Annotated in this window: 15 protein-coding genes; 3 read left to right on the top strand and 12 right to left on the bottom strand. The window is 72.6% G+C overall.

The genetic code is table 11. The annotated features are described in order from the left end of the window. Positions 1–41: 41 nt before the first annotated feature. A complete protein-coding gene (locus ABEA82_RS18550) occupies positions 42–221 on the bottom strand; it encodes a hypothetical protein (RefSeq protein ID WP_345662646.1) in 180 nt (59 codons plus the stop codon). A 172-nt stretch (positions 222–393) separates the two neighbouring features. Beyond that, positions 394–1,239 (bottom strand): LLM class F420-dependent oxidoreductase, encoded by an 846-nt coding sequence (locus ABEA82_RS18555; protein ID WP_345662647.1) that lies wholly within the window; start codon positions 1,237–1,239, stop codon positions 394–396. A gap of 209 nt (positions 1,240–1,448) precedes the next feature. Here ABEA82_RS18555 and ABEA82_RS18560 point away from each other — a divergent pair, with 209 nt between their 5' ends. Further along, a complete protein-coding gene (locus ABEA82_RS18560; protein WP_345662648.1) occupies positions 1,449–2,975 on the top strand; it encodes a CehA/McbA family metallohydrolase in 1,527 nt (508 codons plus the stop codon). Positions 2,976–2,985: 10 nt separating this feature from the next. Here the strand turns inward: ABEA82_RS18560 and ABEA82_RS18565 are convergent, their stop codons facing one another. Next, positions 2,986–3,804, bottom strand: coding sequence for an endonuclease/exonuclease/phosphatase family protein (locus ABEA82_RS18565; RefSeq protein ID WP_345662649.1), 819 nt, complete (start codon positions 3,802–3,804; stop codon positions 2,986–2,988). Positions 3,805–3,903: 99 nt separating this feature from the next. On the opposite strand from ABEA82_RS18565, the gene ABEA82_RS18570 reads away from it, so the two are divergent. After that, on the top strand, positions 3,904–4,296 hold the full coding sequence (locus tag ABEA82_RS18570; protein WP_345662650.1) for a nitroreductase/quinone reductase family protein: 393 nt from the start codon (positions 3,904–3,906) through the stop codon (positions 4,294–4,296). Between the two features lie 6 nt (positions 4,297–4,302). Here ABEA82_RS18570 and ABEA82_RS18575 read toward each other — a convergent pair whose 3' ends face one another. The 8 genes from ABEA82_RS18575 to afsR all read right to left on the bottom strand — a co-directional run bounded on the left by ABEA82_RS18575 (position 4,303) and on the right by afsR (position 15,348). Beyond that, on the bottom strand, positions 4,303–5,772 hold the full coding sequence (locus tag ABEA82_RS18575) for an aldehyde dehydrogenase family protein (RefSeq protein WP_345662933.1): 1,470 nt from the start codon (positions 5,770–5,772) through the stop codon (positions 4,303–4,305). Between the two features lie 14 nt (positions 5,773–5,786). After that, on the bottom strand, positions 5,787–7,517 hold the full coding sequence (locus ABEA82_RS18580; RefSeq protein ID WP_345662651.1) for an N-acyl-D-amino-acid deacylase family protein: 1,731 nt from the start codon (positions 7,515–7,517) through the stop codon (positions 5,787–5,789). A gap of 104 nt (positions 7,518–7,621) precedes the next feature. Next, positions 7,622–8,740, bottom strand: a complete 1,119-nt coding sequence (locus ABEA82_RS18585) for an LLM class flavin-dependent oxidoreductase (RefSeq protein WP_345662652.1) — start codon at positions 8,738–8,740, stop codon at positions 7,622–7,624. Between the two features lie 114 nt (positions 8,741–8,854). Continuing rightward, positions 8,855–9,625: an SDR family NAD(P)-dependent oxidoreductase gene (locus ABEA82_RS18590; RefSeq protein WP_345662653.1), complete on the bottom strand. Its 771-nt coding sequence runs from the start codon at positions 9,623–9,625 to the stop codon at positions 8,855–8,857. Between the two features lie 9 nt (positions 9,626–9,634). Further along, a complete protein-coding gene (locus ABEA82_RS18595) occupies positions 9,635–10,537 on the bottom strand; it encodes a TIGR03619 family F420-dependent LLM class oxidoreductase (RefSeq protein ID WP_345662654.1) in 903 nt (300 codons plus the stop codon). Positions 10,538–10,551: 14 nt separating this feature from the next. After that, positions 10,552–11,790, bottom strand: a complete 1,239-nt coding sequence (locus ABEA82_RS18600) for an amidohydrolase family protein (RefSeq protein ID WP_345662655.1) — start codon at positions 11,788–11,790, stop codon at positions 10,552–10,554. A 151-nt stretch (positions 11,791–11,941) separates the two neighbouring features. Further along, complete coding sequence (locus ABEA82_RS18605; protein WP_345662656.1) at positions 11,942–12,118, bottom strand: hypothetical protein; 177 nt, start codon at positions 12,116–12,118, stop codon at positions 11,942–11,944. Between the two features lie 218 nt (positions 12,119–12,336). Continuing rightward, on the bottom strand, positions 12,337–15,348 hold the full coding sequence (gene afsR, locus ABEA82_RS18610; RefSeq protein WP_345662657.1) for an SARP-family global regulator AfsR: 3,012 nt from the start codon (positions 15,346–15,348) through the stop codon (positions 12,337–12,339). A 323-nt stretch (positions 15,349–15,671) separates the two neighbouring features. Here afsR and ABEA82_RS18615 point away from each other — a divergent pair, with 323 nt between their 5' ends. Beyond that, complete coding sequence (locus ABEA82_RS18615; protein WP_345662658.1) at positions 15,672–16,595, top strand: SMP-30/gluconolactonase/LRE family protein; 924 nt, start codon at positions 15,672–15,674, stop codon at positions 16,593–16,595. Here the strand turns inward: ABEA82_RS18615 and ABEA82_RS18620 are convergent. Next, complete coding sequence (locus tag ABEA82_RS18620; RefSeq protein ID WP_345662659.1) at positions 16,561–18,201, bottom strand: FadD3 family acyl-CoA ligase; 1,641 nt, start codon at positions 18,199–18,201, stop codon at positions 16,561–16,563. The genes ABEA82_RS18615 and ABEA82_RS18620 overlap by 35 nt on opposite strands. Positions 18,202–18,217 lie beyond the last annotated feature (16 nt).

The following is an 18,217-nucleotide window of genomic DNA, read 5'->3' on the forward strand; positions in this document are numbered from 1 at the left end:
GCGCTGATCAGAGCCGGGGAAGCCCCGTCGGTGGAGACCCGTCAGTGGAAGGCCAGCCACCCTGTGCCCAGGACGAAGGTGAGCCCGGCGGCGGCCACGGCGGCCGGTCGGTTGCGGTGCAGCGCGAACCAGACCAGCGCGGCGGTCACGAGGACGGCCAGCGTGCCGATCCCGGCGCGCAGCAGCCCCTGGCTGTAGCCGTACTCTTTGAAGTGACGCACAAGCCAGGCGAACCAGGCAAGCCTCAAGACGCTCTCCCCCACGGTGACTGAGAGCCGGGCCCGTCACACCGTCCGGCGCGGTGGTCAGCCGCGCATCGGTGTGCACCCGACTCAGTTTGCTGACCCGTAGTTTAGTAGGGGGAGCCAACCGCGTTGCCAGGCACCGGAGTTGTCAGAGATACCCCGCGAGTCCGTCCAGCGCCTTGAGCACCTCCGCCTCCTCCGCCGGAGGCAGCTGCACCACGACCTCCTCGATGCCGAGCTCCGCGTAGTGGGCGAGCTTGCCCGGGGTGGGGTGGACGGCGTACGGGACGATCTGGAGGGCGTCCGGGTCCCGGCCCGCGTCCGCCCAGGCCGTCCGCAGCAGCGGCAGGGACTCGGACAGGCCGCGTCCGCCGATGGGCAGCCAGCCGTCCGCGTACTCGCTGATGTGGGCGAACAGCTTGGGTCCGGCGGCCCCGCCGACGAGCGTGCGCGGACCGACGACCGGGCCACGCGCCTTCCGCACCGGCTTGGGGTGTGCCTGACTGGCCCGGACGCCGCCGAACTCCCCCTCGTAGGCGACCGGCTCCTCGGACCACAGGGCCCGCATCAGCCCCATCCGGTCCCGGACCAGCTCGCGCCGGGTGCGCCAGCGCACGCCGTGGTCGGCGGCCTCCTCGACGTTCCAGCCGAAGCCGAGCCCGAGCGTGAACCGGCCGCCGGACAGGTGGTCCAGGGTCGCGACCTGCTTGGCCAGGACGATCGGGTCGTGCTGGGCGACGAGCGTGATGCCCGTGCCGAGGCCGAGCCACCCGGTGACGGCGGCGGCCTGGCCGAGCGCCACGAACGGGTCGAGGGTACGGCCGTACTCGCGCGGCAGCTCACCGCCCGCCGGGTACGGAGTGGTCCGCTCGACGGGGATGTGCGTGTGCTCGGGCAGGAACAGGCCGGCGAAACCGCGGTCCTCCAGCTCACGTGCGAGCCGGGTCGGGGTGATCGTCTCGTCGGTGAGGAAGATCGTCACGGCGATGCGCATGAGACATCTCTACCCGAGGGAGACACACCTGTCCATACCGACCGGTCGGGACAGCTGCCGCTCGCGTGACCTGTTCCGCTGATCCCCACCGGCGGATTCCCCTCCCTTGCACGCCGGTTAACGGCTGACTACAAGGGTTCCCACGCACCACCCCGCACCACCCCGCACCACCCATGCCACGTCACCGACGACACATCGGGAGCAACTGCATGTGCGAGGACAACCACGGCGGGCTCGGCCGGCGTGCCCTGTTCGTGACCGGAGCGGCCGCCGCGCTTACGTTGGGAAGCGTGAGCTTCGCTTCAGCGGCAGACGGAAGCCGGGAGAGCAGAACGGTGCGCGGCACGCTGCCGCCCGGCTCCCCCGACTTCGTGTACGTGCCCGTCGAGGTCCCGGCCGGGGTCCGGGAGATCAAGGTCGCCTACACCTACGACCGGCCGTCCGTCCCGGCCGGCACCACGGGCAACGCCCTCGACATCGGCGTCTTCGACGAACGCGGCACCGAGCTCGGCGGCCGGGGCTTTCGGGGCTGGTCGGGCGGGGCGCGCACCGAGTTCTTCCTCCGCGCGGACGACGCGACGCCCGGCTACCTCCCGGGCCCGGTGCGCGAGGGCACCTGGCACATCGCGCTCGGCCCGTACACGGTCGCTCCGCAGGGGCTGGCGTACGAGATCACGATCACGCTGACGTACGGGGAGCCGGGCGAGGAGGCCGCCCGGCCGGTGTATCCGCCCGAGCGGGCCAAGGGCCGGGGCCGGGCCTGGTACCGCGGCGACTGCCACCTGCACTCCTGGCACTCCGACGGCCGCCGCACCCCCGCCGAGATCGGCGCCCTGGCCCGGGCGGCGGGCCTGGACTTCATCAACTCCTCCGAGCACAACACGCACTCGGCGCACGCCCACTGGGCCGATGTGGCCGGGGACGACCTGCTCGTCATGCTGGGCGAGGAGATCACCACCCGGAACGGCCACGTGGTGGCGCTGGGCACCGACCCGGGCACCTTCGTCGACTGGCGCTACCGGGCCCGCGACAACCGCTTCGGCCGCTTCGCCCGCCAGATCCGCCGCGCCGGCGGCCTGGTCGTACCGGCCCATCCGCACGCCACGTGCGTCGGCTGCAACTGGAAGTTCGGCTTCAACGAGGCGGACGCCGTCGAGGTGTGGAACGGCCCCTACACACCCGACGACGAGGTCACCCTCGCCGACTGGGACAGCATGCTCGTGGCGTCCGTGCGGGACGGACGCGACGGGCGGGACTGGCTTCCGGCGATGGGCAGCAGCGACGCCCACCGCGACCCGGACGCCGTCGGCAGCCCCCAGACGGTCGTCCTGGCCGACGACCTGACCCGGGAGGCCATTCAGGACGGCATCCGGGCGGGACGGTCGTACATCGCCGAGTCCGCCAGGGTGGAGCTGTCGTTCCGGGCCTCCGGTGGGCGCGGCGAGCACGCGGGCATCGGCGGCCGGCTGCGGGTGGACCGCGACACCCCGGTCACCGTCCGCCTGGAGGTCACGGGCGCCCCGCGCTGCACGGTCCGTTTCGTCACCGACCAGGGCGTGCTCCACACCAGCGCCCCGCTGCCGGTGTCCGGCTCGGGCGTCGTCGAGTGGCGGACGACACCGTCGTACGCGGCTTACGTGCGGGCGGAGTTGCGGCACGAGGCGGCGGCGGGGCCGCTGCCCGGCGCGCTGGCCGCGTTCACGAACCCGATCTTCCTGGGGCACCGCACGGGATGACGAGCCGAGCTCAGCCCTCGTCCAGGTCCGCCACGACCGCCGCGTGGTCCGAGGGCCAGACCCCGTCCACCGGGCCGTCGCAGGCCCGCCGCACGTCCCGGACGTGGCCGAGTCCGCCGGGGCCGGGCGGGCCCACGTGGACGTAGTCGATGCGCCCGCTCGGCTCGTGGGTCGCCGCCACGTACGGGTTGGCGGCGTCCCAGGTGGCGGCGGGTGCGGCCGGGTCGGCGTACTCCCAGGCGTCGAGCAGGACCTGGCCCGGCACGGCCGGGGCGGTCCTGCGGCCCCCGAGGAGGCGGACCTCGTCGGAGTCGGGCCGGGCGTTGAGGTCGCCGGTGACGACGGGCGGGAAGGGGGTGCCGCCGCGGTGCCGGGCGACGAACCCGGCGAGCGCGGCGGCCTGCCCGCAGCGGACCGCGGAGGCGTGCGGGACGGAGGTGAAGTGGGCCGTGAAGAAGGGGACGTCGTGGCCGGGGGCCGCCAGGCGGGCGTAGAGGGCCAGCCGGCCGTCGTCGGTCTCCGCCGGGGCGGGCAGCGGCAGCACGTCCCGGTCCACGACCGGCCATCTGCTCAGCACGGCGTTGCCTATGTCGACCGTGGCGTCCCCGATCCGCCGCCGCCAGCGCTCCGGCGCGGGCGAGGGAGCCCAGGCACAGTGCAGCCCCAGCTCACCGGCCAGCCACTCGGCGAGGTTCTCGCCGTCGGCGGCCCACACCTCCTGAAGGCCGACGGCATCGGGCCGCAGCTCCCGAAGGGCCGTGAGGATCGCCTTCTGCCGCGTCTGCCACGGCCCGAAGCGCCACCACAGATTCCAGGTCACGATCCGCATCCGCAGCCACCTGCCTTCGTCCCGGCGCGTCGAGGATCATTGAAGCAGGAGCCGTTGCAGAAACCGTGAGCACTTCGTGCCGAAGGAGACCCGCCGCCGATGTCCCGCCTCACCGACCTGCGGTTCCGCGCCGCCACGTCCTTCCAGCGCCGCATCAACCCGGTCCTGCGCCGCCTGCCCCTCCAGACGGTCGTGGAGACCAGGGGCCGCGTCTCCGGGCTGCCCCGTCAGACACCGGTGGGCGGCCGCCGCGTCGGTGACTCCTTCTGGCTGGTGTCGGAGTTCGGCGAGCGGTCGCAGTACGTGCGCAACATCAAGGCCGATCCGCGGGTGCGGGTGCGGATCCGCGGGCGGTGGCACACCGGGACCGCCCATCTCGTGCCGGACGACGACCCCGTGGCCCGGCTGCGGCTGCTGCCCAGGTTCAACGGCCTGGGGGTGCGGGCGTTCGGCACGAACCTGCTGACGGTGCGGGTGGATCTGGACACCTGAGAGGCGTCAGCCCGGCCAGACGATCGCCTGCACCTCGCTGTAGGCGTGCAGCGCGTACGAGCCGACGTCCCGGCCGACGCCGCTCCGCTTGAAGCCGCCGAAGGGGGCCTCCATGTTGCGGCCCACGGTGTTCACGCCCACCCCGCCGGCCCGCAGCCGCCGCGCCACCCGGAAGGCGCGGGCGACGTCCCCCGACCAGACGTAGTCGATCAGGCCGTAGTCGGTGTCGTTGGCGAGGGCGACGCCCTCCTCCTCGTCCTCGAAGGGGATGACGGCCACCACCGGCCCGAAGATCTCCTCCCGGGCCACGCGCATGTCGTTGCCGCAGTCGGCGAGGAGCGTCGGGGTGACGTAGAAGCCGGTGGGACAGTCCGGGCGTTCGCCGCCCGCCACCACCACCGCGCCCTCCTTCCGGCCCAGTTCGACGTACGACTCCACCCGGTCCCGGTGTGCCGCCGAGATCACCGGCCCGACCACGGTGTCCGGCTCGCGCGGGTCTCCGACCTTCAACCGGCTCGCGTACAGGCCCAGTTGCTCCACCAGCCGGTCGTACACCCCGCGCTGCGCCAGCACCCGCGTCGGGGCCGTGCAGATCTGCCCGCTGTAGAAGGAGAAGGTGGTGCCGATCCCGGCCACGGCCGAGCCGACGTCCGCGTCGTCGAAGACGAGGGCCGCGCCCTTCCCGCCCAGCTCCATCAACTGCCGTTTCATGTCGCGCCCGCACACCTCGGCGATGCGCTGTCCGACGGCCGTGGAGCCGGTGAAGCTGACCATGTCGACGTCCGGTGAGTCCACGGCCGCCTCGCCGACCTCTTGAGACCGGCCGGACACCACGTTCACCACACCCCGTGGCACACCCGCCGCCTCCAGGGCCTCCGCCATGCGGTAGACGGACAGGGGGTCCTGCGGGGCGGGTTTCACCACCACCGTGTTGCCCATGGCCAGGGCGGGGGCGATCTTGCCGGCCGGGTTGGCCCAGGGGTTGTTGTACGAGGTGACGCAGGTGACGACGCCGACGGGCTGGCGGACGGCCAGCGCGCCCATGACCCCCGCCTCCCCCATCGGCCCGGCCTCGTTGATCTGCGGCGGGATCGCCCACTCGGCGGGCTCCACGCGCGCGTAGCGCCGGAAGCGGGCGGCGGCGACCCCGACCTGCATCCCGCGCGCGGTGCCGGTGGTCGCGCCGGTCTCGGCCCGGGCGAGCTCCGCGTACGGCACGAGCTGGCCCCGGATGAGGTCCGCCGCCCGGGCGAGCACCGCGGCGCGCTCCTCCGGCGCCGTGCGCGACCACGGCTCGAACGCCTCGCGGGCCGCGGCACAGGCCGCGTGCACCTGGTCCCGCGAGGCCTCCGGCGCCCACCCGACGGTCTCCTCGGTCGCCGGGTCGGTCACCGCGTAGTGCCCGCCGTCCGGCTCCACCCAGGAGCCGCCGACGAACAACGCCTGCCCGGCCGTCGCCTGGTCCACCTGGTTCACCTGGTTCACCTGGTTCACCTGGTGCTCACCGTCTCGGTGTCCCGCCCCGAGCGCAGCACCCGGCCCGGCACCGCCCCGGTCACCACGTCGTCCCGGATCGCCTCGACCCCGTTGACCCACACGGCTCGCACACCCAGCGCCCGGGAGTCCAGCCGCGGGCTGTCACCCGGCAGGTCGTGCACCAGGGTGGCCGGGCCCGCGTCGATCCGCTCCGGGTCGAACAGGACGAGGTCCGCATGCCAGCCCTCCCGCACCTGCCCCCGCTCCCGCAGGCCGAAGAGCCGGGCCGGGTCGTCGGTCAGCATCTTCACCGCCTGCTCCAGACCGACCAGCTTCCGGCCCCGCAGACAGTCCCCGAGGAACCGGGTCGTGTACGGCGCCCCGCACATCCGGTCCAGATGCGCCCCCGCGTCGGACCCGCCGAGCAGCACGTCCTCGTGCTGCCAGGTCTCCGCCCGCAGCGCCCAGGACGCCGGGTCGTTGTCGGTGGGCATCGGCCACAGCACCGTCCGCAGCCCGTCGTTGGCGCAGATCTCCACCAGGCACGCGAAGGGCTCCTGGCCGCGCTCCTCGGCGATGTCCCCGACCACCCGGCCGGTCAGCCCGGCGTTGGCGTCACTGTAGGTGTCGCCGATGACGTACCGCCCGAAGTTCGACAGCCGCCGGAACACCCCGGCCTCCTTGGACCGGGCCCGGCGCAGCAGCTCGTCCCGGACGTCCGGATCGCGCAGCTTCTCGATCCGCTGCGGCACGGGCAGCCCGAGCACCGGGCCCCACCCGGGGATCAGGTTCAGCGCGCAGAAGGTGCCCAGGGACATGTTCATCGGCGTGAGGATCGGCATGGTCAGCGCCACGACCCGGCCGCCCGCCTTCCGGGCCTGCTCACTGGCGAGGAGCTGCCGGGGCACCCGCTCGGGCACCGCCGCGTCGATGGTCAGCACGTTCCAGTTCAGCGGCCGGCCCGCCACCGCGCTCATCTCCACGAACAGCTCGATCTCGGTGTCGCTGAACTGGTCGAGACAGCCCGCGACGATCGCCTCGATCTGTGTGCCCTCGTGCTCACCGACGGCCCGGGACAGCGCCAGCAGTTCGGCCGGCTCCGCGTGCCGGGAGGCGACCGGCTGCCCGTCGCCGTCGGAGTGACTGGTCGACTGCGTCGTGGACAACCCCCACGCACCGTCGTCCATGGCCTCCCGCAACAGCCGCACCATCGACGCCAGTTGCTCCCCGGTCGGCTGCCCGCCCACCGCGTCCGGCCCCATCACGTACCGCCGCAGCGCACAGTGCCCCACCATGAACCCGGCGTTGACCGCGATCCGCCCCTCCAGGGCGTCGAGATACTCCCCGAACCCGTGCCAGCTCCAGGGCGCCCCCTCCTCCAGCGCCACCAGCGACATGCCCTCGACCTTGGACATCATCCGCCGCGTGTAGTCGGCATCCTCCGGCCGCTCCGGGTTCAACGGCGCGAGTGTGAACCCACAGTTCCCGCCCGCGACGGTGGTGACACCGTGGTTGAGCGAGGGCGTGGCGTACGGATCCCAGAAGAGCTGGGCGTCGTAGTGGGTGTGGGGGTCGACGAAGCCGGGGGTGAGGACGAGCCCGCGCGCGTCCTCGGTGGCGCGGGCTTCTTGGGTGACCTGGCCCATGACGGCGATCCGGCCGTCCTTGATGCCGATGTCCGCGGTGAAGCCGGGCGCACCGGTCCCGTCGACGACGGTCGCCCCCTTGATGACGTGATCGAGCATGACCACTCAACTCCTCGAGCTGGATGCCCCCAAGGGGCGCGGGGAACTGCGCGACAAGCCACACACCGCCCGCACTCGCCGGACGGCCCGCGGCCCCACGGCGATTACGCGCCCTGCCGAAAACGGGACGTTCGGTGCACAGGATCCGTATCGATCTTCGGAATCACGTACTCCCCGACCAACCGAATCGTCTGCAACGTCTCCTCCTTCGGCACCCCCACCGGCAACCCGAAACTCAACTGATCCGCCCCGGCCCGCTCCCACCGCTCGCACTGCCGCAGCACCTCGTCCGGATCCCCGCAGATCAGCAGCTCCTCCTCGATCAGCACCTCCACGAACTCCTCGGTGTACTCCGGCAGCGTCTCCGGCCACACCGGGAACCCCTCGGGCCGGGGGAACGTGTCGTGGTACCGGAACACCAGCGACGGCAGATAGTGCAGCCCCCCGCTCGCCGCGATCCGCACGGCCTCCGCGTGCGTCGGCGCGCAGATCGCCGTGGTCGTCACCATCACGTTGTCGTTGACGAAGTCCCCGACCGGCTCGGCGTCCACGATCGCCGTCTTGTACTGCTCCAGCACCCACTCCATGTCGGAGACCTTCTGCACGCTGAAGCCGAGCACGCCGAGCCCCTTCTTCGCGGCCATGGCGTACGACGGCGGCGACCCGGCCGCGTACCACATCGCGGGGTGGGACTTCCCGTACGGCTTCGGCAGGACCTTCCTCGGCGGCAGCGACCAGTGCTTGCCCTGGAAGCCGGCGTACTCGTCCTGGAGCCACATCTTGGGGAACTCGGCGATGGTCTCCTCCCAGAGTTCCTTGGTGTGGTTCATGTCGGTGATCCCCGGCAGGAAGCCGAGGATCTCGTGGGAGCCGGCGCCCCGCCCGCTGCCGAACTCGAAGCGCCCCTCACTGAGGTGGTCGAGCATGGCGACCTTCTCGGCGACCTTCACCGGGTGGTTGACCGGCGCGAGCGGGTTGAAGATGCCCGAGCCCAGGTGGATCCGCTCGGTCGCGTGTGCCAGGTAGCCGAGGAAGACGTCGTTGGCGGAGAGGTGCGAGTACTCCTCCAGGAAGTGGTGTTCGGAGGCCCAGGCGTACTTGAAGCCCGACTTGTCCGCCTGGATGACGTACTCGGTCTCCTCCATCAGCGCCTTGTGCTCGGCGAGCGGGTCGGTCTCGGCCCGTTTGCCCACGTATCCCTGTACGAAGACCCCGAATTCCAAGGAGGTTCACCGCCCCACGGTCTGATCTGACGGAGCGTCAGATTAATGAGTCCGACTGTTCCACCGGCCCTCACGAGCGTCAATAGCTGATGACCCGTCAGGTAACGCCGGGCGTCAGATGACACTGACCCCCGCCAGCCACCCGCCGTCGATCACGAACGGCTGCCCCGTGATGTACGACGAGTCCCGCGAGGTCAGGAACAGGGCGAGCCTGGCCACCTCCTCCGGCTGCCCGACCCGCCCCAGCGGCACGAGCTTGCGGTACAGCCGGTCGAGCCCCTTCGCCGACGCCTCCTGGTCGGCGTCGGGATCCAGCCGGGCCGGGTTGGACATCGCCGTGTCGACGGCGCCCGGGCAGACGGCGTTGACGCGGATCCCCCGCCCGGCCAGCTCCAGGGCGGCGACGCGGGTCAGACCGACCACGGCGTGCTTGGTCGCCGCGTACGCGCCCACCGCCGCCATCCCGGTCAGGCCGGTGTAGGAGGCGGTGTTGACGATCGTGCCCCCGTCGGCCATCTGGGGGGCGACCGCCTTGACGCCGAGGAAGCTCCCCACCTGGTTGACCCGCACGACCTGCATGAACTCGTCGAGGGGCGTGTCGATGAGGGTGTTGAAGCGCAGGATGCCGGCGTTGTTCACGAGCCCGTCGACGGGGCCGTACGCGTCGTGGGCCGCGGTGACGGCGGCCTGCCAGTCGTCCTCGCGGCCCACGTCGAGATGGACGTACTTCGCGCCGATCTCCTTCGCGAGGGCCTCGCCCTGGTCGTCGAGGACGTCCGCGACGACCACCCGGGCCCCCTCGGCCGCGAACAGCCGGGCCTCCTGTTCGCCCTGGCCGCGCGCGGCGCCGGTGATCATGACGACCCGTCCGTCGAGCTTGCCCATGGGGCCTCCTCACAGGTGGGGAGCGACCTCGGCGCCGAACGCCGCCATCTGGTCGGTCAGTTCGCTGCGGCTCCGGCTGCGGAACCGCACCTGGATCTGGTGCACACCCATCGCGCGGTAGGCCCGCAGCGACTCGGCGAGCTCCTGCGGACCGCCGGTGAGGGTCCTGCGGCCCATGTCCCAGCGGGGCGTGCCGACGTACAGCGGCTCGGTGACGGCGCCCACGGTGAAGCCGCCGTGGACGCCCGCCCGGTCACGCAGCTCACCGATCCGCGCGATCTGCTCCGGCAGCCGGTCCCTCGGGTCCCCCTGCGGCAGCCATCCGTCGCCCTTGAGAGCGGCCCGTCGTACGGCGGCGGGCGAGGATCCGCCGACCCACAGGGGGACGCGCTCCTGAACCGGCCGGGGCCGCTGGCCCAGCCCCTCGAAGTCGTACAGCTTGCCGTGGTGCTCGGGGAACTCCTCGGGCCCGAGAGCGGCCCGCAGTGCGTCCAGGCACTCGTCGAGCACGGCCCCGCGCTGCCGGAAGTCCACGCCCAGGGCCTGGAACTCCTCCTGGACGTGCCCGGCGCCGACCCCGAGGATCAGCCGCCCGCCGCTGAGGTGGTCGAGCGTGGCGTACTGCTTGGCGGTGAGCAGCGGGTGCCGCAGCCCGACGACGGCGACGTGGCTGAGCAGCCGGATCCGCTCGGTGGCCGCCGCGAGGAAGGCGAGGGTGGCGACGGGGTCGTACCAGACCGTGCTCATCGCGGCGGCCAGCCGGCGCGGGATGCCGACGTGGTCGCAGCTCGCGAGGTAGGCGAAGCCGGAGCGGTCGGCGGCGCGGGCGACGGCGAGGAGGTCGTCGGGGCCGGCGCCGGCCTCCCAGGGCTCGGCGTAGAGGGTGGTCTGGGACTGGACGGGAAGCTGCATCCCGTACCGCAGGCTCACCGGGTGCCGCCCGGCCACAGCCCCTCGTCGCTCAGCCCGAGCAGCTCGATGGCGTTCCGCCGCACGATCCGCTCCACCACCCCCGCTTCCAGGTGCCCCATCTGCGCCTCGCCGACCTCACGGGACTTGGGCCAGGTGGAGTCGGAGTGCGGGTAGTCGGTCTCGTAGAGGACGTTGCGCAGGCCGATCGCGTCGAGGTTGCGCAGTCCGAAGGCGTCGTCGAAGAAGCAGCCGTAGACGTGCTCGGCGAACAGCTCGGACGGCGGCCGGTGCACCTTGTCGGCGACGCCGCCCCAGGCCCGGTTCTCCTCCCACACCACGTCGGCCCGCTCCAGGATGTAGGGGATCCAGCCGATCTGCCCCTCCGCGTACATCACCTTGAGGTGCGGGAACTGCTCGAACTTGCCGCTCATCAGCCAGTCGACCATCGAGAAGCAGCAGTTGGCGAAGGTGATGGTGGAGCCGACGGCGGGCGGGGCGTCGGCGGAGGTGGAGGGCATGCGGCTGCTGCTGCCGATGTGCATGGCGATGACCGTGCCGGTCTCGTCGCACGCCTGGAGGAACGGGTCCCAGCCGTCACCGTGGATGGAGGGCAGCCCGAGGTACGGCGGTATCTCGGAGAAGGCGACGGCACGGACCCCGCGCGCGGCGTTGCGCCGGACCTCCTCGGCCGCCAGCTCGGCGTCCCACAGGGGGATGAGGGTCAGGGGTATGAGCCGCCCGCGCGCGTCGGGGCCGCACCACTCCTCCACCGTCCAGTCGTTGTAGGCGCGGACGCAGAGCAGCCCCAGTTCGTGGTCCTTCGCCTCGGTGAAGGTCTGGCCGCAGAAGCGCGGGAAGGTCGGGAAGCAGAGGGCGGACTGGACGTGGTTGACGTCCATGTCGGCGAGCCGGGCGGGGACGTCGTAGGACCCCGGGCGCATCTGCTCGTACGTGATGACCTCGAGCTTGATCTCGTCCCTGCTGTACCCCACGGCCGTGTCGAGCCGGGTCAGGGGACGGCGCAGTTCCTCGTAGACCCACCAGTCACCGACGGGGCCGTCGTCACCGGGTTCGCCCATGACGGGCCTGAAGCGCCCACCGAGGAACGTCATCTCCTTCACGGGCGCCCGGACGATACGCGGCCCGACGCCCCGGTACTTCTCCGGAAGCCGGTCCTGCCAGACGTTCGCGGGCTCCACCGTGTGGTCGTCCACGGAGATGATCAGCGGAAACGTGCTGTCGTGGATGTCCATGACGCTCACGGTAGCGCCGATCTGACGGAGCGTCAGCTATGCGGACAAGGGGTGAGAGGAGATGCCCGGGTCCGGACACACATCGGCCGCGACGGCTCCCCCTCCGCGCCGCCGCGGCCGAACCCCGTGTGAGGTGGCTTGCTCCCCCGTGTTACTTCGTCGGCTTGAAGGGCTCCGACGTGGCGTGCAGGTCCTTGGTCTCGATCGGCTCGTCGGTCGCGTGCAGGTCCTGCTTCTTGACGGCGCCCTCGTCCGTGGCGTGCAGGTCCTCGGTCCCCAGCGGCTCGTCGGTCGCGTGCAGGTCCTGTGGCTTGAGCTCGTCGCCCATGATCGTCAACTCCCCTTGGCATGGATCAAGCAGTGAGGTCGGCGGGCCCGTCCGGTCACTCCCCCGAGTCCGGCCGGACGGGCCCGCCTGGGCCGCTCACCCTATTTCTCAAGTGCGGGGCCCTGTGCAGTGACCCGTCTGCCCCCCGACGCGACGGATCGACTACGTCAAGCATGGCGTGGGGCGATAAACGAATGATGAACGCCCGCGGCGGGGCGTCAGGCCGCCCGTACCGGAGAGAGCAGCGCCCGCACGTCGGCGGCCTCCGGTGAGCCCAGCTCCTCGTAGATGCCCGCCGCCTCCTGCCAGCAGACCTGGGCCCGGCCGGTCTGGCCTATGCTGCTGAGCGCCCGGCCGAGCACCGTCAGGACATTGCCCCGCCGCCACTCCCCGCCGATTCCGCGCAGCACGGTGAGCGCCATCTCGGCGTTGGCGGCGGCCTGTGCGGCACGCCGGGCGGCGAGGTCCACCTCGGCCAGCCGGAACAGGCTCATGCCCTCCCACAAGCGCTGCCGGCTGTCGCGGAACACCTCCAGCGCCTCCTGGAGCCGTTCCGCCGCGGTGCCCAGATCACCGCTCTGGGTGAGGGCCAGCCCCAGGGCGTAACGGGCGTTCGCGCCCCGCATGGTGCTGCCCATGGCGTCGTAGATGCCGATGCCCTCCTGGGCCAGCGCGACCGCGCTCTGGGTCCGCCCGGTCGCCAGGTGGATCCGGGACAGGTTGCACAGCGCGGCGGCCTCCCCGGGACGGTTGCCCAGGGCCCGGAAGTGCTCGATGGCCCGGGAGAGGTGCTCCTCGCCGTCCGCGTGCCGGTTCTGGTACAGCGCGATGATGCCGCGCGCGTTGCGGGCCCAGCAGACCGGAAGCAGGTCGTCGGCCTGCTGCGCGAGGAGTATGGCCCGCTCGGCCTCCTGGTCCGCCCGCTCGAACCGGCCGCTCACGTGGTGGACGTTGACGAGCGTCGTCAGCGCCCGGGCCTCCGCCCGCGCCAGGTCGTACTGCCGGGCCGCGTCCAGGAGCGCCTCGGCCGTCGCCTCGTACTCCCTGGCGTTGGCCCCCGACTCGGAGAGGTCGTGCGCGGCCCACAGCAGGTCGATGGCCCGGGGCAGGGTCCCCGCCTGCCTGGCCGCCTGCCGTACGCAGGCGAGGAGGCAGACGGCCTCCGCGTACAGCCAGTCCTGCGCCGCGTGCCGGTTCTCGAAGCGCAGCCCCGGATACGAGGCCGGTTCGAGGTGCTCCACCAGCGTGTCACCCGGCCGTTCGATCGCGAACACGGCCGCCGCGGAGGCCAGATAGAAGTCCAGCAGCCGCGACAGCGCCGCGCCCCGCTCGCTCGGCGGCAGTTCGTCCCGTTCCGCGCACGCACGCGCGTAGAGCCGTACGAGATCGTGGAAGCGGTAGCGGCCGGGGGCGGCCGATTCGAGGAGCGAGGTGTCCACGAGCGACTCCAGGAGGTCCTCCGTGTCTTCCACCGGAAGATCCAGGACCGCCGCCGCGGCCGGGAGGGAGATGTCGGGGCCGTCGGCCAGGCCCAGCAGGCGGAAGGCCCGGGCCTGGGCGGGCTCCAGCTGCCCGTAGCCCAGCTCGAAGGTGGCCTTCACCGCCAGGTCCCCGGCCTGGAGTTCGTCCAGGCGGCGGCGTTCGTCGGCGAGCTTCGCCGCGAGCACCGACACCGTCCAGGTGCGGCGCGCGGCCAGTCGGGACGCCGCGATACGGATGGCGAGCGGCAGGAAGCCGCAGGCCGCCACCACGTCCAGGGCGGCCTTCCGCTCGGACGCGACCCGCTCCTCGCCCACGATCTTCGTGAACAGCGCCAGCGCCTCGTCCGGCGACATCACGTCCAGGTCGATCAGGTGGGCGCCCGCCAGGTCCACCATCCGCACCCGGGAGGTGACCAGCGCGGCGCAGCCGTCCGTGCCGGGCAGCAGGGGGCGTACCTGGGCGGCGTCGCGGGCGTTGTCCAGCAGCACCAGCACACGGCGTCCGGCCAGGACCGAGCGGTACAGCGCCGCGCGTTCCTCCATGGAGTCGGGGATCGCGGTGTCGGCGGTGCCGAGGGCGCGCAGGAACGAGCCGAGGACCGTCTCCGGCTCCGCCGCCCGGGCGCCCGCGCCCTGGAGGTCGACGTACAACTGCCCGTCCGGGAACGCCGCGCGGGCCTGGTGGGCCACGTGCACGGCGAGGGTCGTCTTGCCCACACCGCCGATCCCGGCCAGGGCCGAGACCGCCATCACCCCGCCGTCCGCCGAGGCCAGGATGTCGCCGAGCTCGCGGACGAAGGCGGAGCGGCCGGTGAAGTCCGGCACCGTCGCCGGCAGCTGGGCCGGGCGGACCGGGGCGGAGGCCGGCTCGGGGGCCGGGGAGGAGGGCTCCGCGAGCCCCGGGTCGGCCTGGAGGATCCGCTGCTGCAACTCACTGAGGCCGGGGCGGGGGTCCACGCCCAGTTCGTCGGCGAGCAGGCGCCGCGTGTCGGCGTACACCGCGAGGGCCTCGGCCTGGCGTCCGCTGCGGTACAGCGCCAGCATCAGCAGCTCGCGCAGCCGCTCACGGAGCGGATGGGCGGCGGTCAGGGCGGTGAGCTCCGAGACCGCCTCCGCATGGCAGCCCTGCTCCAGGTCCATGTCCAGGCGGGACTCGAGGAGCTGGAGCCGCCACTCCTCCAGGCGGACGCGCTGCGCCTCCGCGTACGGGCCGGGCACGCCGGCCAGGGTCTCCCCGTCCCACAGGGCGAGGGCCCGCCGCAGCACGTCCCGGGCGTGGCAGAGGTCGCCGGCCGAGCGGGCCTTCTCCGCCTCCGTGGCCAGGTCCTGGGCGACGGCCAGGTCCAGGGCGCCCTCGGCCAGGCCGCGGACCGCGTACCCGCCGGACTCGCTGGCGAGGACACCCGCGTCCAGCACCTTGCGCAGCCGGGAGGCGTACGTCCGCAGCGCCGCCAGGGCCTGCGAGGGCGGTTCCTCGCCCCACAGGGCGTCGATCAGCTCCGCCGCCGTGGCGGTCCGGCCCTCGCGCAGCAGCAGGGCGGCGAGCAGGGCGCGTTGCTGGGGGGACCCGGTGGTGATCGGCTCGTCTCCGCGCCAGGCGCGCACCGGTCCGAGCACGCCGAAGCGCAGCGCCGGCACCGACTCCGGTTCCACCGATTCCACCGATTCCACCGGTTCCGCCGACTTCGCCGAGGAGCCGGGACGCCGCTGCTCCGGTACGCGCGGCACACCGTCCGGTACACCGTCCATGCAGTCCCCCTAGACATCCTGAGCAACCACGCCAGTCTGCCTTGTGCACGGCGGGTACGTCAGCCGTGGGGGACACCGATCACAGCCCGACGCACGGGAGTCCACAAGACCCGCACACTCTCTTCCCACACAAGCGGACAAGAACCCGCTCTCCCGGGGCGAGTTGGGGCGCCCGGGCCCAAAGATGCGGCAGGGTGCCCAGCTCAGGAAGTGACGGGGGCGCCCAGATGCTCCAGTCGGTGGTGTCGCCGCCGCGTGGCCTCGGACGTTCACGTCATAGTGGATCCCGCAGACCGACAGTCGCCCACCCCGAAGGCGGTCCCATGCCCGGCGAGCAGCCGCAGACGTACGAGACGCTCGACGAGCGGTTCCGGACCGGCCTGTGCCAGGCGGGGGACTCCCGGCTGGAGACGCTCTTCGAGGGGTGCCGGTGGGCCGAGGGGCCCGTGTACGTGCCCGCCGGGCGGTATCTGCTGTGGAGCGACATCCCGAACGACCGGCTGCTGCGCTGGGACGAGACGACCGGCGCCGTCGGGGTCTTCCGGACGCCGGCCGGGCACCCGAACGGCAACACCCTGGACGGGCAGGGCCGTCTCGTCACCTGTGAGCAGGGCAACCGGCGGGTGACCCGGACCGAGCACGACGGTTCGGTCACCGTGATCGCCGAGCGGTTCCGGGGGAAGCGGCTCAACAGTCCGAACGACGCCGTCGTGCGGTCCGACGGCTCGATCTGGTTCTCCGACCCCGAGTTCGGGATCGCCTCCGACTACGAGGGGCATCGCGGGGAGAGCGAGATCGGGGCCCGGAACGTCTACCGCGTGGACCCCGGCAGCGGTGAGGTGCGGCTGGTCGCCGACGGGTTCCAGGGGCCCAACGGGCTGGTGTTCTCTCCCGACGAGCGCCGGCTGTACGTGTCGGACAGCATCGCCAACCACATCCGCGTCTTCGACGTCCAGGACGATTCCACGCTGACCGGCGGCGACGTCTTCGCCGTGGGCGGGAACGGCCACTTCGACAACATCCGCTTCGACGACGCGGGGCGGCTCTGGGCCGCCGCGATGCACGACGGTGTGCACTGCTACGACCCCGACGGCACCCTCCTCGGCCGGGTCCTGGTGCCCGGCACCGTCGCCAACGTCCGCTTCGGCGGGGCCCGGCGCAACCGGATGTTCATCGCGGCCGACACCACCCTCTACTCCCTCATGATGTCGGTCACCGGGACCCCGGCGCTGCCGACCGGCCCGTGAGGCCGGTTCCCTCCCGCAGCGCACCCTTCACGACCTTCCCGCTCGCGTTGCGGGGCAGCTCCGCCACGAACTCCACCGCTCTCGGCACCTTGTAGTTCGCCATCTCCCTGCGGGACCAGGCGATCAGGTCGTCCGAGGTGAGCAGAGCGCCCGGCCGCCGGACGACGTACGCCTTGCCGACCTCGCCGAGGCGCGCGTCGGGCACGCCGATCACCGCCACGTCCGCCACGTCCGGGTGCAGGCCGAGGAGTTGCTCTATCTCCGCGGGGTAGGCGTTGAAGCCGCCGACGATGAACATGTCCTTCAGGCGGTCGGTGATGCGCAGATTGCCCTCGGCGTCCAGGACGCCGACGTCGCCGGTGCGCAGCCAGCCGTCCGGGGTCAGGACCTCGGCGGTGGCGTGGGGGTCCTCGTAGTAGCCGGACATGACGTTGAAGCCGCGGACCAGGACCTCGCCCGCGCCGGTGCCGGGCTCCAGGGGGCGGCCCTCGGCGTCCACCACCCGTACCTCGGTGCCGGGGACGGCCCGGCCCGATGTCGACGCGATGACCGTCGGGTCGTCGCCGCGGCGGCACATCGTGACGACACCGCCCGCCTCGGAGAGGCCGTACGCCGTCAGGACCGTGCCGACGCCGAGTTCCTCGCGGAGCCGCTCGACGAGCCGCAGCGGCACCACCGCGGCGCCCGTCACCACCAGCCGCAGGGCCGACAGGTCGTGCGCGTCCCGTGCCGGGTGGTCCAGGAGGGACTGGAGGAGGGTCGGGGGGCCGGGGAGCACGGAGATCCGTTCCGCCGCGAGGTTGGCGAGAGCCGTGTGCACGTTGAACACCGGCTGGGGGATCATCGTCGCGCCCCGCATGAGGCAGGCGAGCACCCCGGCCTTGTAGCCGAAGGTGTGGAAGAAGGGGTTCACGATCAGGTAGCGGTCGCCCCGGGTCAGGCCCGCCAGGTCGCTCCAGACGCCGTAGGCGCGCAGCGACTGCGCGTGGGTGACGACCGCGCCCTTCGGGCGGCCGGTGGTGCCCGAGGTGAAGATGATGTCCGAGGTCCAGGGCCCCTCGACCGCGTCGGCCCGGGCGCGTACCGCCGCCGGTCCGACCCCTTCCCCGCCGGCCAGGAAGTCCTTCCAGGTGAGGAAGTCCGCCGGGGCGTCCTCGGCGAGGACCACCACCCGTTCCAGCTCCGGCAGCCCCGGCAGCGGGCCGGTCCCCGGGCCCTCCCCCGCCGCCCTGCGCAGTGAGGCCACGTACGAGGTGCCGAGGAAGGTGCCGGTCACGAAGAGCAGCCGGGTTCCGCTGCGGCGCAGGACGTCGGCGGCCTCCGTCCCCTTGAAGCGGGTGTTCACCGGCACGAGCACCGCGCCCGCCGAGACCGCGCCGAGTGCCGCGACGATCCAGTCGAGCGTGTTCGGCGCCCAGATGCCGACCCGGTCCCCCGGTCCGACCCCGTTCGCCAGGCAGGCCGCCGCCGCGCGCTCCACACGGGCGCCCAGTTCCGCGTAGGTGATCCGGGTACGGCCCTCGACGACGGCCTCGACGTCCGCGTACCGCTCGGCCGCCGACCGCACCAGGCCCGGGATGCTTCCCCACTCCGTGTCCGCTCGCACAGCAAGCCCTCCCACC

This window comes from Streptomyces venetus (assembly GCF_039540295.1).
GTDB classification, from domain to species: domain Bacteria; phylum Actinomycetota; class Actinomycetes; order Streptomycetales; family Streptomycetaceae; genus Streptomyces; species Streptomyces venetus.